The sequence below is a fragment of the Terasakiella pusilla DSM 6293 genome, from assembly GCF_000688235.1.
Classification (GTDB): domain Bacteria; phylum Pseudomonadota; class Alphaproteobacteria; order Rhodospirillales; family Terasakiellaceae; genus Terasakiella; species Terasakiella pusilla.
In genome coordinates, this window is record NZ_JHYO01000006.1 from 59,074 (window position 1) to 72,720 (window position 13,647).

The window sequence follows — 13,647 nt, forward strand, 5'->3', positions numbered from 1 at the left end:
ACTTATTCCTTAACTATCGTGACCGGTGACATGTTCGGCTTCATGGGCCGCTTGTGCGGCAACATCTTCAATCAAGGGCACAGCGATAGGTTGGTCTGTACCGGAGATCAGGGCGGCAATATAGCCCCAGATTTGCACCAACAGTTGCAGACATAAAACAGAGAAAGCAATAGGTGCAAGAAGTTTTGCCGGCCACAAAGGAAGGCTGATATCCATGGAACTGTCACGGCTCCAGAGAGGGGAACCAAAATCGAAGCTGCGCTCAAAGTGTGCCCAACTGCCCCAAACGATGAGAACCATTAAAAAAAGAATAGCGAGCGTGGTGATTAATTCGACAAAATAAAGTGTGCGCCCGCTTAATCTGCCGACAAGCATATCCATACGGATGTGGCCGCCGTTACGCTGGGTGTATGATACCCCCATAAATGCGATGAGCGGCATGGCTTGTTCGATCCAGTCAATATAACCGGGTAGCGGGTGGTCAAAAAAGTTGCGTCCCCCAACTGAGAGGACTGCGAGAATCATAAGGGAAAATACAGCCAATCCGCTAATGAGGGCGAGAAATTGACCGAAGGAATTCAGTTTTTGGTCAATGCGGCTCAAAAGGCTGTCGTCGGTAAGGACGTTTGCTGATCCTGCCATTGTTATACTCCTACTAAAAAGGATGCCTGATGGTTAAGCCAGGCATCCTCTTTTTTGTGACAAGGGCGTGTTACTTGATCATGCCTGTGAAGAAATCATAGAGTTCTTGCGCAGGAAGACCTTTTGCCTTGTTTTCTTCGATCCATTGTTGTGCTGCCGGACCCGCAACTGCTTTTTTCAAATCAGCGATTGCTTCGTCGGAGTATGTGATCGTCTCAATGCCACGGGTTTCAAGTTCCGGGCCCCATTTTTTCATGGTTTTGTTTTCATAGTTGTTGATGTAGTGATCAAGCGATTCTTCAACAGAACCCAACAGGATTTCTTTTTCTTTGTCAGACAGGCTGTTCAGGGCGTCTGTGTTGACAACGATTGGGCAGTTAATGGTGCCCGGGTTCAGGTTGCTTGTCCACCATTTGGCGTTTTCAAGTGTACCGAAAGCCATGTGTGCGTGTTGTGCAAAAGTAACGCCGGTTACAACGCCGCTATCCATCGCTTGACGGACTTCTGTTGCAGACATGGATGTCGGGATGGCGCCAAGAGCTTTCATCGCTTCACCGATGCCACCTGTTGCACGAACAGACATACCTTTAAAGCCAGATAGTTCTTTTGGTGTTTCGCCCACACCCACAACGTTATATTGCGGCATCGGAGACGGCATCAACAACGTTGCGTTCCAGCGTGCAAGGTCTTTTACAACAGCCGGGTGCTTGTAAAGTTCTTGGGACAGTTCACGTTCCTGTTGCAGTGTGGAAACGCCGAGGAACGGCAGTTCAGCCACTGTCAGTGACGGGTTTTTGTCGCGGTGGTAACCCGCGCAGAATTGTGCCATTTCAAACGCGCCAATGGAGATACCGTCAAGGTTCTCTTTGTTTTTGGACAGGCCGCCGTAGGAAATGTTCAGTTTGAAAGAACCGCCGGATTTCTGTTCTACCAGTTCAGCTAGTTTTTCAACGTGTTCTGTAAATGCGCGGCGTTTGCCCCACACGGATACGTTCCAGTCTGTTGCAAGCGCTTCACCCGCAAATGTCAATGCCAGTGCTGTACAAGCAACTTTACCGAAAAGTGATTTCATAATTAAACTCCCTGATTAATTAAAAACATCCTTTAAGATGTCTTCCACGTAAGATACAGAAATACAATTTGCAGCCTATGAAGAAAACCGCGCGCTGTTATCCTTCGTGTGTGCGGAAATCCGCGTGCTTATAGAATAGCACTTTTATCTAAACCTAATTTGACAATTTTGTCATTCAAGGTTCTTCTGCCAATTCCCAGTGTTTTTGCCACGGCATCCATACGGCCTTCATGGTTTTTAATGGCCTTTGCGATGATTTCACGCTCAAAGGCGGCAACGGCTTCGCGCAGAGTATCCGGGACTTCCTGCGGGATGGATTGGGTCGGATAGATGGCTTCCCCAACAGTGCCGCGCCCACATCTGGAGGATAGAATCCGTCTTTCTGCCACATGGCGTAACTCGCGCACGTTGCCGGGCCATTCATGTCCCATTAAGGCGCTCATGTCTTCTGTTGTCAGTTCTGGGGCATCGACTTCATAGACCTGCGCATACTCTTCCATGAAGTGGGAAAACAGCATGACGATATCGTTTTTCCGTTCGCGCAAGGTCGGCAGGTTTACGACCAGCGTATTGAGGCGATAGAGCAAATCTGCGCGGAAACTGTTTTCCTGCACGGCCGTCCTTAAATCTTCGTTGGAGGCCGAAAGGATGCGGATATCCACCGGAATGGTGCGATCAGAGCCGACGGGGGTATATTCCTGGGTTTCTATCATGCGTAATAGTTTGGCTTGGATTTGCAGAGGACAGGTGCCGATTTCATCCAGAAACAGGGTGCCGCCATCGGCTTGATCTAAAAGCCCGCGCTGTTGATTGATCTCGCCAAACATGGTGGTTTCAAAATGATCGGGCGGGATGGTTGCGCAATTGACGGCCTTGAAAGGTCCGTTTGCACGTGCGCTCAGATCATGCAGGGCGTGGGCGACAAGTTCCTTGCCTGTGCCGGTTTCCCCTAAAATCATGACGGGTGCGTTTGTATCAATCAGGTTCAGGATCTCTTCGCGCAAGGCTGTCAGCACCTCACTTTGACCGATCAAGACACGGTCCAGACCGGACAGTCGGGCAAGGCGGGCTTTTAAGCGTTCGGTATCCGCGCTCATGCGGTGCTGGTCGGCAGCGTGTTTTAACACCATTAACAGGCGGCGCGGCTCAAATGGCTTTTCAATAAAGCCGTAAGCCCCTTTCTGGATGGCTTCGACGGCCATAGGGATATCACCGTGGGCGGTGATGAGGACAACGGGTGGGGAAGACGGTTGGGTGACATGGTCCAGCAGTTCCATCCCATCCATGCCGGGCATGCGTACATCGCTCAGGACGACATGAGGTTGCAGGACGTCGAGTTGTTCAAGGGCAGCTTCTGCGCGGGAGAAAAGGTCCACATGCCAGTCTGCGGCTTCCAGCAGGTGAGAGAGGGAGTCGCGCATTTCGCGGTCATCATCGATCACAACGATTTTGTTTTTGGCAAGACTATCAGGCATTTTCAGTTTCTTCCTCTAACGGGATTTCAATGATAAAGATAGCCCCTTTGGGCTCCCTGTTTTCGGCATGGATCATGCCGCCATGTTCTTTGACGATTTCTGTGGAGATGGCAAGCCCCAGTCCCATGCCTTCACCGGACGCGCGCGTGGTATAAAATGGCTCTTCCAGATCACGGATGGTGGATTGACCAATACCGGAGCCGGTATCGGTGATGCGCACGATCCCGTGGGTTTTTGTGTGTGAGATCGTGACTTGTAACAAGCGTTCTTCCTCATCCAGCATGGCATCCACGGCATTGCGCATCAGGTTTGTCAGGACTTGTTCCAGACGTAATTTGTTACCTCGAACGATCACCGGATGATCGGGAAGGTGGAAGCCATATTGAATGCGCCCTGCAGTCAGGTTCGGGATCAGCAGTTCTTCGCTGCCTTTCAAGACATCCTGAAGATTAACGGCTTCAAACTCCTTTGAGCCGGGACGGGAGAAAAAGCGTAGCTGCCTTGTTATATTTTCCATACGCGCCACAAGGCCGGACATCTGGCTGATTAACGTCACTTTTGGCGGTTGCTGGGAGATTTCGGCTGCTGTTAAATAATTTTTCATCGCCGCAATGGGCTGGCCCAGCTCATGGGTGACGGAGACGGAAAGTTGCCCAAGGGCGGCAAGGCGGCTGGTACGTGCCAGTTCATCCTGTGTGCGTTGTAGGCGGCGTTCGGCATGTTTGCGATCTTCAATCTCAATGGCGAGCAAGCGGTTGGCTTCGCGCAGGTCCGCAGAATCTGCTTGCGATTCCCGCAAGGCTGCACCGATGCGCCGGGTCTTCTTGAATTGCCACGCCGCAAATAACAGGCTGATGATCACAATCAATGTAATTAACATGGACCACGTGCGCACCTGAATGGAACGTTCATTGGCAAAGAAGTAGAGGGTCCAGTTGCGCGTCGGCATGTCTTGTGTGACCAGCAGGTAGGGTACATTGTTGACGGTTGCTTGATATTCGTTTGTGTTGGACCAGTTGAGTTTGACCAAGGGGGTCTTGTCAAACTGACGCATGGCCTTGATTTCTGAACGGCGCTCCGCTGAAAGGTCAAACAGCACCTTATATCGCCAGTCGGGGTTGGATGACAGCAGGACAATGCCGTCTTCATTGCTGAGCAAAACACTCTCGCCTGCCTTCATCCAGGCTTCTTCCAATCTACCTAAGTTAAGCTTCATGGCAATGACCCCGGCAATGGTACCGTTGGGGGCATAGACGGGGGCGGAGATGAACAGGCCGGGCAGGGAGGTGGTGACCCCGATGCCATAAAACTCCCCCATTTGTCCTTGCATCGCCTGCTGGTAATAGGGGCGGAAACTGTAATTGCTGCCGACGTAGGAATTTTCCTGATCATAGTTTGAACTGGCGAGCGTGAGGCCTGTCACATCCATGAGATAGATGGCATCCAGTTGGGAACGTTCGGCGAAGTCTTTTAAGCGCAGGTTCAGGGAATGACGGTCTTTACGCAGGGTCCCTGCAATCACATGCGCATCTTTGGACAGCACATAGGGGAAGTAGGAAATCCGTTCGATCTCACTTTCCAGCGTACTTTTATAAAGCGCAAGGCGACCTTTTGCAGCCTGAAGTTCTTCTGCTTTATAGTAGGAGAAGAAGGCAAGGTAAAGTGCCGTACATCCGCCGCAGATGACGAAAATGAGCAGCAAAAAGGTGCGTGAAGGTAACACTTGTTCAAAACCTTGCGTGAGCCAAAAACAGAAAACTGCTTCTTTTTAGCGCAACTGCACAAAGTTTCAAAATAAAACACCCGCTTCTTGTTTGAAGCGGGTGTCTTGGGGGGAGTGGATTATTGCGGCCAAAGGGCAGTTTGGGGGATGAAGGTAACGATCATCAAGGTCACAAACATCGCAAGGATAAACCATTTGCAGTATCGCATAACGTGGTCAATCCGCAGCCCTGTTGTTGAGCAGACGGTCAGCAGAACCGAGGCTACAGGCGGTGTTTGTTGTCCGATCCCAAGGTTCAAACAAACGATGACGCCAAAGTGTATCGGATCAATTCCGATCTGTGTCGCAATCGGCAGCAGGATCGGTACAACCACGATAATGGCGGCTGACGCATGCAAAAACATCCCGAGAAAGAGAAGGAACAGGTTGATCAGCAAGGTCAGGATAATCGGATCATCTGAAATGCTAAGCAGGCCAGTTGCCACTTTTTGTGGGATTTGTTCGTTTGCGAGAAACTGTCCAAGGACGGCAGATCCGGCGATGATCATCATAACAACAGAAGTTTGACGAACCGTTGTGGAAAACAGGCCATAAACTTTCTTTGCGCTGAGGTCTCTTTGTAAGATCACACCAAAGACAAAGGCCGCGAGTGCGCCAACGGCTGCCGCTTCTGTCGGGGTTACCAGACCAGCCAACAAGCCGCCAACAACCACGATCGGGATCAGCAAGGGAATAGCAGCGCCTTTTAGGGCGTGACCAAGACGCGGCACATCAAATTTTTGATCGACCGGATGGCCTTCCTTACGTGCGAATATATAGCTGGTGACCATAAAAGCCCCACCCAGCAAAATGCCCGGTACAATCCCGGCAAGGAACAGGTCTTTAATCGAGGTGTTTGTCGTCACCCCATAAAGTACCATCGGGATGGATGGCGGGATAATGATCCCCAGTGTGGCGCTGGTTGCTGTGATGGCGGCAGCAAAGGTTTTCGGGTAGCCCTTTTTTTCCATGTTAGGGACGAAAATCTTGCTCATCACCGCAGCGTCCGCAACGGCAGAGCCGGACATTTCCGCCATGAACATGGAGGTCACGACGTTGACGTGGCTCAGCCCGCCTCTGATCCAGCCGACAAGGGCGGAGGCCAGGTTGATGATCCTTTCAGAGATGGAGGTTGCCCCCATCAATTCCCCCATCAGGATGAAGAACGGGATCGCCAGAAGAACGACAGAGTTGGTGCCGGAAAACATTTGAATAGGCACCATGATCAGGTCGATCCCCTGAATAGCCATGGCGATAGCCGCAGAGATCATCAGGGCAAAACCAACAGGGAAACCCAAAAAGATCAAGCCGAACAGTAGGCCGAGTACAACCCAGATCATTCTGTTTCCTCCTGTGATGTACGGCCCAAAATGTCGAGGATGAGCGCGAAAATGAGTAGAACGGACGCAATGGGCAGGATCGCCATGAACCAGCCTTGCGCGATTTCTGCTGTTTCAATCTCCGTGCTGCCATCAATGATGATCATGCGAACGGATTGATAAAAGAGGAGCGCCAAAAAGGTGATGATGCTGAGGTCTGTCAGCGCGGTGACGGCTTTGCCAACGTTAGCCGGCAAATGTTCAACAATCAGTTCAAACGCGATATGGCCGCCTTTTCGATAGGCTAGGTAAGCCCCCAAAAAGGAAATCCAGACCAAAAGCAAGCCCGGTACTTCGTCGGCAGTGGCACTAAACGGTGCCAATATGCCATCGGCAAAGTCAAAGATGCTTTGGAAGATGTCTGATGTGGTCCCCGCGTCACGCAGCCAGCCCAGAACAACGTAGCGATTGAACACATTGACGAGGATCATAAGGGTTGAGGCCGCCAATGTCAGGGCGGCCACAGCCTTTACAGTCTGATCTATGAGCCAGATTGCGGTTTTCATTTTACGTCTTCAACCAGCTTCAGCCAGTCGTCGCCCTGACTTTTGATGTAATCATCATAAGAAGAACGTGTCGCTTCTTGGAAAGCGTTCAGGTCTACATCGTTGATTTCAACAAACTGCTTCATGTCCTGAAAGTATTTTGCTTCCAGTTCGGCTGCGCCATCATAGGCTTTCTGGGTGATTTCTTGACCGACTTCAGCAAAAACTTTTTTCTGCTCATCCGTTAAAGAGTTCCAGAAAGCAGTGGAAGAAATCAGGAAGCTAGGTGTGTAAACGTGGCTGGTCAGGCTGAGGAATTTTGCAGCTTCATACTGTTTTTGTTCATAGAAGCCATATGTCGCCGCTTCCGCCCCATCAACTACGCCTGTTTGCAGGGCGGTGAATGTTTCTGTCCACGCGACTTTCTGCGGTGTTGCGCCCATATGTTGGAAGACGTTTTGGCGGAATTTACCGCCGGAAACACGGATTTTCAACCCTTTAAAATCTTCTGGGTTTGAAACTGCGCGGACTTTGTTGAGCACATGGCGGAAGCCGTTTTCGTAGATACCCAAAACAACGACGTTCGCTTTTTCTTCAACGTGGGCTTTTACTTGTTGACCCAACGGGCCGGACATGGCGCGTTGAACATGTTCGCGGTCGGTAAATAGCCACGGCAAGTCAAACAGGCCGAGCTTTTTGTCGAGTTTCATCACGCCGGAGGCGACGTTGATCATTTCGATGGAACCGGCTTTAACGTTTGTGACCAGTGCTTTTTCTTTGCCCAATTGGCCGCCCGGGTAAAGTTTAAATTCAAATTGGCCGGGTAGACGTTTTTCGATTTCTTCAGCAAACATAGTGGATTGTTGGTGCAGCGGCGACAGCGCCGATACATGGCTTGCAATACGCACTTCACGTGGTTCTGCCTCTGCAACCGTTGCGCTGAAGAAAGTAGAAGTCGCAAGTAAGGTTGCGAGGGTGATTTTTTTTAACATAGGTTTTAGGCTCCCTGTGGGTTTTATGTAATATTTACTTGATATTTAAAGCGATCTGCTCGTCCTCTGGAGCGACGCCATTCAATCGGCAGGTCGTCATATCCTAGGGCCACGCGTTCGATCACAATGACGGGCGTGTTGGGGACCACACGCAAGATGCGCTCATAGGCGGCATCGGCTATTTCGACGGATAGTTCTTCGGTTGCGCGCGCAATGACTTGATCATATTCCGTGTCATAGATGGGATAGAGCAAAGGCCCGATCTCACTCTCAGGCTTGGTTTCAAAGCCTTTGAAGCGGGTGGCATCCAAGAAAATTTCTTCTGCCAAGACAGGCTCGTTATCAATGAGACGCAGACGGGACATGGCGATAACGGGCGTGCCTTCGTCGATCTTGAGGGCGTTTGCAACTTCAGTGCAGGCGGGCACGATTTCACGCTTGAGGATACGGCTTTCGGGGATACGCTGCTGGCCCCCTTTGCCTGTAAATCTGAAAAAGCGAAAGAGTGACGAATCAAAGGAGGCTTTGCGCACAAAGGTGCCAGCGCCATGTTTACGTTCCAGCAATCCTTGGTCCACCAGATGGGTGATGGCCTGACGGGTGGTGCCGTGCGCAACATTATACAGCTTCGCTAACTCGCTTTCTGAGGGGATGCGATCGCCGGGGTGCCATTTCTTGTCGATGATTTCAGCCTTCAAGACTTCTGCAAGGCGCAGATATCTTGGCATTCTATCGTCACCGGGAATGTTTATGTTTTTCACATTCAACGTTAAACCTCCTTGATTTGTTAGTCTTATAGTCTTATATAAGAGTATATGAGTCAAGAGCGTTTCTTGGCATTTTTGGTCAGCACAACGTTGGATAGGAAAATGAACGTTAAGATTCAGGATGATAAGAAAGACAAGATTTTAAATTTGGATGCCCATGCGCATGTCTATACCCATGATGTGCCGATGAAGGGGGACCGTTTGTATTCCCCCAAAGAAGAGGCGGTGCCGGAAACCTATTTTTCCTATCTCAAAGACAGCGCATTAGACGGGGCGTTGTTGGTCCAACCAAGTTTCTTTGGAACGGACAATTCCTACATGCTGGATGTGATGACAAAGGCGAAAGAAACGCAAGGTGCACCAACCTTTTATGGGGTGGTTGTCGTTGATCCGGATATCAGCATGGATGAAATGCGCGCTATGAAGGCTCAAGGGGTGATCGGCGTGCGCTTGAACTTGGTAGAACGTCCTTTGCCAGAGTTTTCGCAACCTCTATGGCAGTCGTTTTTGGCGGCCTTTCTGGAGCTGAACTGGCATCTGGAAGTCTATATTGAAGCGGCCCGTCTGCCTGAGTTTGCACAAATGGTCCCCTTTGCCGGTAATCTGGTGGTGGATCATTTCAGTTTGCCAACATCACCAGAACAGTTGTCCGAGAATTTGCAACAGCTTTTGGCGTTGGAGAAGTTCACCGATATTTTTGTCAAACTGTCCGGTGCCTATCGTGTCTTCTCTCAAGATAGCTTTGACGAAAGTGCGGAAAAATGCACCGCTTACGCTGGCCAACTGGTGGAATTGTTGGGCCGCGATAACTTACTTTGGGGCAGTGACTGGCCGTGGACACGCAACGACACAGGGCAATCCTACAGCGACTGTGTGCGTTGGGGCAAAGTATGGTTGGGGGAAGGGTTCGCCCGCTTCCCCCAAAAACTTCTCTGATTTTAGGCTAAGGGGTCGGTCTGATACAGGCTGACCTTGATGCCCCCATGGTCGAAACGCGTCGGATTTTCCACAAAGGGAAGTCCGGTTGCTTTTGCGAGTTTGTCCGTATTGGTGACAATGCCGACCCGCCAACCACTAAATTCACGCATCAAAACCGTCCCGAGGGATTTATAGAGCGCGCTTAGTTTTTTTACATCCCCAAGGCGCACACCATATGGCGGGTTGATGATGACAAGGCCTGCAGGACCATCGGGTCTTTTGAGGGTACTAATCGGTGCGTGGGTGAAGGTACATTGATCGCCAAGGTTTGCGCGCTGCGCATTTGCTTGGCTGCGTTCAATCGCGCCTTTATCACGATCAAATCCGTAGAAGTGTGCAGCCGGCGATATACGGGTGTCCTTAGACTTCATTTTTTCCCAGAGTTCGGGATCAAAATTCATGAGCTTTTCAAAGGCAAAGCTGCGGCTGCGCCCCGGCTTTTGGCAGGTGGCGATGTCGGCGGCTTCCAAAACAAATGTGCCGGACCCGCACATGGGGTCAAGGACAGGTTCTGTGCCGTCATAGCCACATTGGCGCAGGATCAGGGCGGCGAGGGTTTCGCGTAGGGGGGCTTTGTTCAACGCTTCTTTATGCCCGCGTTTGTGAAGGCCATCGCCCGATATATCAATGCTGATGGTGCAACGGTCTTCAAACAGACGGGCTTTGATGGTGATATCGCCCTCGTCATCCAGACGACAGCCCGCGGCACGAGTGATTGCCCTGCCGATCCGTTCTGCGGCGGCTTTTTGATGGTAAATTTTGGATTTTGTGCAGCTTGCCTCTAGGCGCACAGATACCTGATCATTCAGCAACTCTGACCATGGGAGTTCGCTTGCGCGTTTTTCCAGTTGGGACAAATGGGTGACTTTGAAGATGCCTAAGCGCACGAGCACTTTACTGGCCCCGCGCAGGTCAAGGTTGGCACGCCACGCAACGGACCAGCCGCCCCATATGGTGACGCCGCCGTGGCTGGCTTTGGGCTTTTTAAAGCCTTTCTCGATTGTCTCCGCACGCAAGACCTGTTCAAAGCCGGGGGCGCAGACGAGGAAAATTTCTAGATCAGTTTCAGGTTTCATGGGGCATATGTATCCCGATTGCATGGAAAGGTCGATAGCAATAATCAGGCAACGGGGGCTTCGTTTAAGCGCCATGTCCCTTTGCCAGCCAGTTTGGCTTTATACATGGCTTCATCGGCGCGGTGGATGACCTCTTCGGGTTGTTCTTTCATGGCTTTTGTGCCTCCGAAGACGGCAATCCCGATGGAGGCACCGATGTCTGCATTGCCCTGCGGTAACTCAAAGCGGTCGCAGAGAGTTTCGATTAGTCGGTTCGCCAATATTTTTAAACCTTCAAGACTTTCGAGTTCGTTTACCAGCAAGGCAAACTCGTCACCGCCAAGGCGGGCGGGCAGGTCATTGTCGCGCACCACATCACTTAGGCGATGGGCAACCATTTTGAGCAAGGCATCACCTGCTTCATGACCCATACGGTCATTGACGGCTTTAAACCCGTCCAAATCCATAAACAGAATCGCTCCTTGGCGCAGGTTACGTTGGGAAGCCGAAAGCGCGCGATGCACATTGTCAAAAAAGCTGCGGCGATTGGGCAGGCCGGTCAAAGCATCGGTGCTGGCAAGCTTGGTGAGCTGGTTCATCGCTTCTTGTCGGCGATGGGTTTCCGTGCGGACCTTGTGGAGAACGGCATTGTAGAAGGTCGCAATCTCAGAGGCTTCGGTTTCCGGTTCCACCTCAACATTGCGATCAAACTTGCCTGTCCGTGCCTGAAAGTCCATTTGGGAGATGAGATCCAAGAGGGAAGAGGACGCGTTATGTTCCGCAATGTTGAGTCCGAGGCGTTCTGCTTCTGGTGTGACCCGGAACGGGATAAATTTATCGGCAAGTCGAAAGATCAAATAACTGCTTGGCATGGAGAAAAGACCGATTACGCCGACCCCAAGAAGCTGCACGCCCAATTGTGACCATGTGTTTCCGGTCGGTAGTTGGTCTGGTGCGACAAACAGGGCAACGGCGACAGTTCCCCACGCACCTGCAAATAGGTGGGCAGGGACGGCACCGATGACATCATCGATTTCCCATTTCTCCAGTCCCATCATCCCCCAAAGGGCGAGGACACCTGCGATAAAGCCGATGATCATGGCGTCAATGGACCCGATTAAGTGGGCGCCTGCACAGCTTGCAACAAGGCCGGATACGGTACCGTTGACAATACCTTCAACGGTTGGATGCTTGTTGACAAGCCAGCTGAACGAAATACCACCCAAGCCGCCAAGGGCGCCAGCAAGGGCAGTATTGGCGATAATGAGCGGCACATGGTTGTTGATGGCAAGTGTGGACCCGCCGTTGAACCCGAAAAAACCGAACAGAAGAAGAAATACGCCAAGGACGGCCATGGGCAGATTATGCCCTTCAATACGGTGTCCATGTTCCCCAAATCGGCCAATACGTGGCCCGATTACAAGGATTGCGGATAGGGCGATCCATCCGCCGACACCATGCACGACCGTAGACCCTGCAAAATCGACAAATCCAAGTTTGCCCAGCCAGCCGTTGGCCTGTCCGATGTGTGCGCCGTTCCAGACCCAATGCCCGACGATCGGGTAGATGAGGCCTGCAATGACAACTGTAACAAAGATATAGCCGACAAAGCGCATCCGTTCAGAGACGGCCCCTGAAATGATGGTCGCAGCCGTCCCGCAGAACATAATTTGAAAGATGAAAAAGCTAATGTCGTGGGGGGAGAGGTTTTCGTAAGTTGCAAGTGTGGGGAGGCCAATGATCCCACCGTAGGACGGGCCGAACATGATGCCGAAGCCGAACAAGGTAAAGAGGAGGCTGGAAATGCAAAAATCCATGAGGTTTTTGACCGCCACATGGATTGAATTTTTTGCCCGTACAAAACCGCTTTCAAGACAGGTGAACCCCGCCTGCATGACCGCCACCAAAAAGGCGGCGATCAAGACCCAGGCCACATGGGGGGAGAGCAGTTCCGTATCCATTCTAATCCTCTTACTTAAGAACTTTAAATTATTCTAAGCAGGGATTTCTGGTTGTGTAAAGCTGTTTGTGCGCTGCACAAAAAAGGGTCAAGCCTGCCTAAATAATAGGCGATTAAAGACTTGATCCGGCAAGCGTTTTACCATCTGGCCTAGAACGAACAGAACAGCAAAAGCAAACAGGAAACGCCCCAGTAGAATGCCACTTAAATCAGCACCCAAGGCAAAGATTAAGAGGGTGTCTTCGATCATACTGTGGAACAGGCACATAAAACTGAGAGAGAGGAAAATATCTTGTGGTGACATTTTTCCCTCGCGGGCTTCTCTTAGGATGAGTGCGCCGCCATAGCCCAAGCCCAGCATAACGCCGATCATGGTAACCGGGATCGCTTTGTCTGAAATTCCCATTAAGCCCAGAATCGGGGAGAGGGCCTTTGAGATAAGATCCGTGACTTTCAGTAGCTCCAAAATCTTGAGCGCGAGAATAAGGATCAGGATGATCCAGAAGATAGAGAATAGGGAAATCACGCTATCTTGGGTCCACTGCAACCAGCCGGCATTGGCATCGGTACTGGGCAACCAGTCGATGGTGGCATTTTCCTGTAGCATGTTAAAGGCGGTATAAATCTGATGCAGGATCGCGCCATAGACCAATGCCCCCACTATGCGTAGTAAGGTGGTTGCGATAAGGCCCGGCCCCGCTTTCTGGACGATACGTTGTTCAATGGGCAGGCTATGTGCAATCAGGATCATGGAGCCAAGAACGGTGATTTGCGCAACGTTCATCGGGGCTTCTGGCAGCAAGGCAACCAACGTGACCATGCCGGCGTAGATGTTGACCAGCATGGCGGTGGTCCAGATGATTCCGGCTTCTGGCGGCAGGCCGACCATATCCATAAAAGGCGTGAAGATCAGGCTGACATGTTCGATTAAACCAAACTCGACCCCCAAGCGCACGACGATCATAATCGGCACCATGACTTTCAGCAGTTCCCAATAAAGGGTGATGGTATCGAGGACGGGTTTTTTGATCCAGTTATAGAGTCTGTTCATGGGGGGAATCCTTATTGATGTTGAAAGGA

At 51.1% G+C, this 13,647-nt stretch carries 12 protein-coding genes; 1 reads left to right on the forward strand and 11 read right to left on the reverse strand.

Annotated features, from left to right (window positions below; genetic code table 11):
- Positions 1 to 9 precede the first annotated feature (9 nt).
- The 8 genes from Q397_RS0105450 to Q397_RS0105485 form a co-directional block, all read right to left on the reverse strand.
- Positions 10 to 642, reverse strand: a complete 633-nt coding sequence (locus tag Q397_RS0105450; protein WP_028878538.1) for a TRAP transporter small permease subunit — start codon at positions 640 to 642, stop codon at positions 10 to 12.
- Between the two features lie 70 nt (positions 643 to 712).
- On the reverse strand, positions 713 to 1,714 hold the full coding sequence (locus Q397_RS0105455) for a C4-dicarboxylate TRAP transporter substrate-binding protein (RefSeq protein WP_028878539.1): 1,002 nt from the start codon (positions 1,712 to 1,714) through the stop codon (positions 713 to 715).
- Between the two features lie 128 nt (positions 1,715 to 1,842).
- Positions 1,843 to 3,189 carry a sigma-54-dependent transcriptional regulator gene (locus tag Q397_RS0105460; protein ID WP_038012906.1) on the reverse strand — a complete coding sequence of 449 codons (1,347 nt, stop codon included), beginning with the start codon at positions 3,187 to 3,189 and terminating at the stop codon, positions 1,843 to 1,845.
- Positions 3,182 to 4,912 carry a sensor histidine kinase gene (locus tag Q397_RS0105465; RefSeq protein ID WP_205618797.1) on the reverse strand — a complete coding sequence of 577 codons (1,731 nt, stop codon included), beginning with the start codon at positions 4,910 to 4,912 and terminating at the stop codon, positions 3,182 to 3,184. Before Q397_RS0105465 ends, Q397_RS0105460 begins: the two co-directional genes overlap by 8 nt.
- A gap of 119 nt (positions 4,913 to 5,031) precedes the next feature.
- Positions 5,032 to 6,291: a TRAP transporter large permease gene (locus Q397_RS0105470; protein WP_028878542.1), complete on the reverse strand. Its 1,260-nt coding sequence runs from the start codon at positions 6,289 to 6,291 to the stop codon at positions 5,032 to 5,034.
- The gene (locus tag Q397_RS0105475) at positions 6,288 to 6,836 is read right to left on the reverse strand and encodes a TRAP transporter small permease (protein WP_051609742.1); all 549 of its coding nucleotides are present in this window, start codon (positions 6,834 to 6,836) and stop codon (positions 6,288 to 6,290) included. Before Q397_RS0105475 ends, Q397_RS0105470 begins: the two co-directional genes overlap by 4 nt.
- Positions 6,833 to 7,807 (reverse strand): TRAP transporter substrate-binding protein, encoded by a 975-nt coding sequence (locus Q397_RS0105480; protein WP_038012907.1) that lies wholly within the window; start codon positions 7,805 to 7,807, stop codon positions 6,833 to 6,835. Before Q397_RS0105480 ends, Q397_RS0105475 begins: the two co-directional genes overlap by 4 nt.
- A gap of 23 nt (positions 7,808 to 7,830) precedes the next feature.
- The gene (locus Q397_RS0105485; RefSeq protein ID WP_038012908.1) at positions 7,831 to 8,535 is read right to left on the reverse strand and encodes a GntR family transcriptional regulator; all 705 of its coding nucleotides are present in this window, start codon (positions 8,533 to 8,535) and stop codon (positions 7,831 to 7,833) included.
- A gap of 141 nt (positions 8,536 to 8,676) precedes the next feature.
- Here Q397_RS0105485 and Q397_RS0105490 point away from each other — a divergent pair, with 141 nt between their 5' ends.
- Entirely contained in the window at positions 8,677 to 9,510 is an 834-nt protein-coding gene (locus Q397_RS0105490; protein WP_169737976.1) for an amidohydrolase family protein, read from the forward strand.
- A gap of 2 nt (positions 9,511 to 9,512) precedes the next feature.
- Here Q397_RS0105490 and Q397_RS0105495 read toward each other — a convergent pair whose 3' ends face one another.
- The 3 genes from Q397_RS0105495 to Q397_RS0105505 all read right to left on the reverse strand — a co-directional run bounded on the left by Q397_RS0105495 (position 9,513) and on the right by Q397_RS0105505 (position 13,618).
- Complete coding sequence (locus Q397_RS0105495) at positions 9,513 to 10,628, reverse strand: THUMP domain-containing class I SAM-dependent RNA methyltransferase (protein WP_028878547.1); 1,116 nt, start codon at positions 10,626 to 10,628, stop codon at positions 9,513 to 9,515.
- Positions 10,629 to 10,672: 44 nt separating this feature from the next.
- On the reverse strand, positions 10,673 to 12,568 hold the full coding sequence (gene amt, locus Q397_RS0105500) for an ammonium transporter (RefSeq protein ID WP_028878548.1): 1,896 nt from the start codon (positions 12,566 to 12,568) through the stop codon (positions 10,673 to 10,675).
- Positions 12,569 to 12,655: 87 nt separating this feature from the next.
- Positions 12,656 to 13,618 (reverse strand): hypothetical protein, encoded by a 963-nt coding sequence (locus Q397_RS0105505; protein ID WP_028878549.1) that lies wholly within the window; start codon positions 13,616 to 13,618, stop codon positions 12,656 to 12,658.
- Between the last annotated feature and the right edge of the window lie 29 nt (positions 13,619 to 13,647).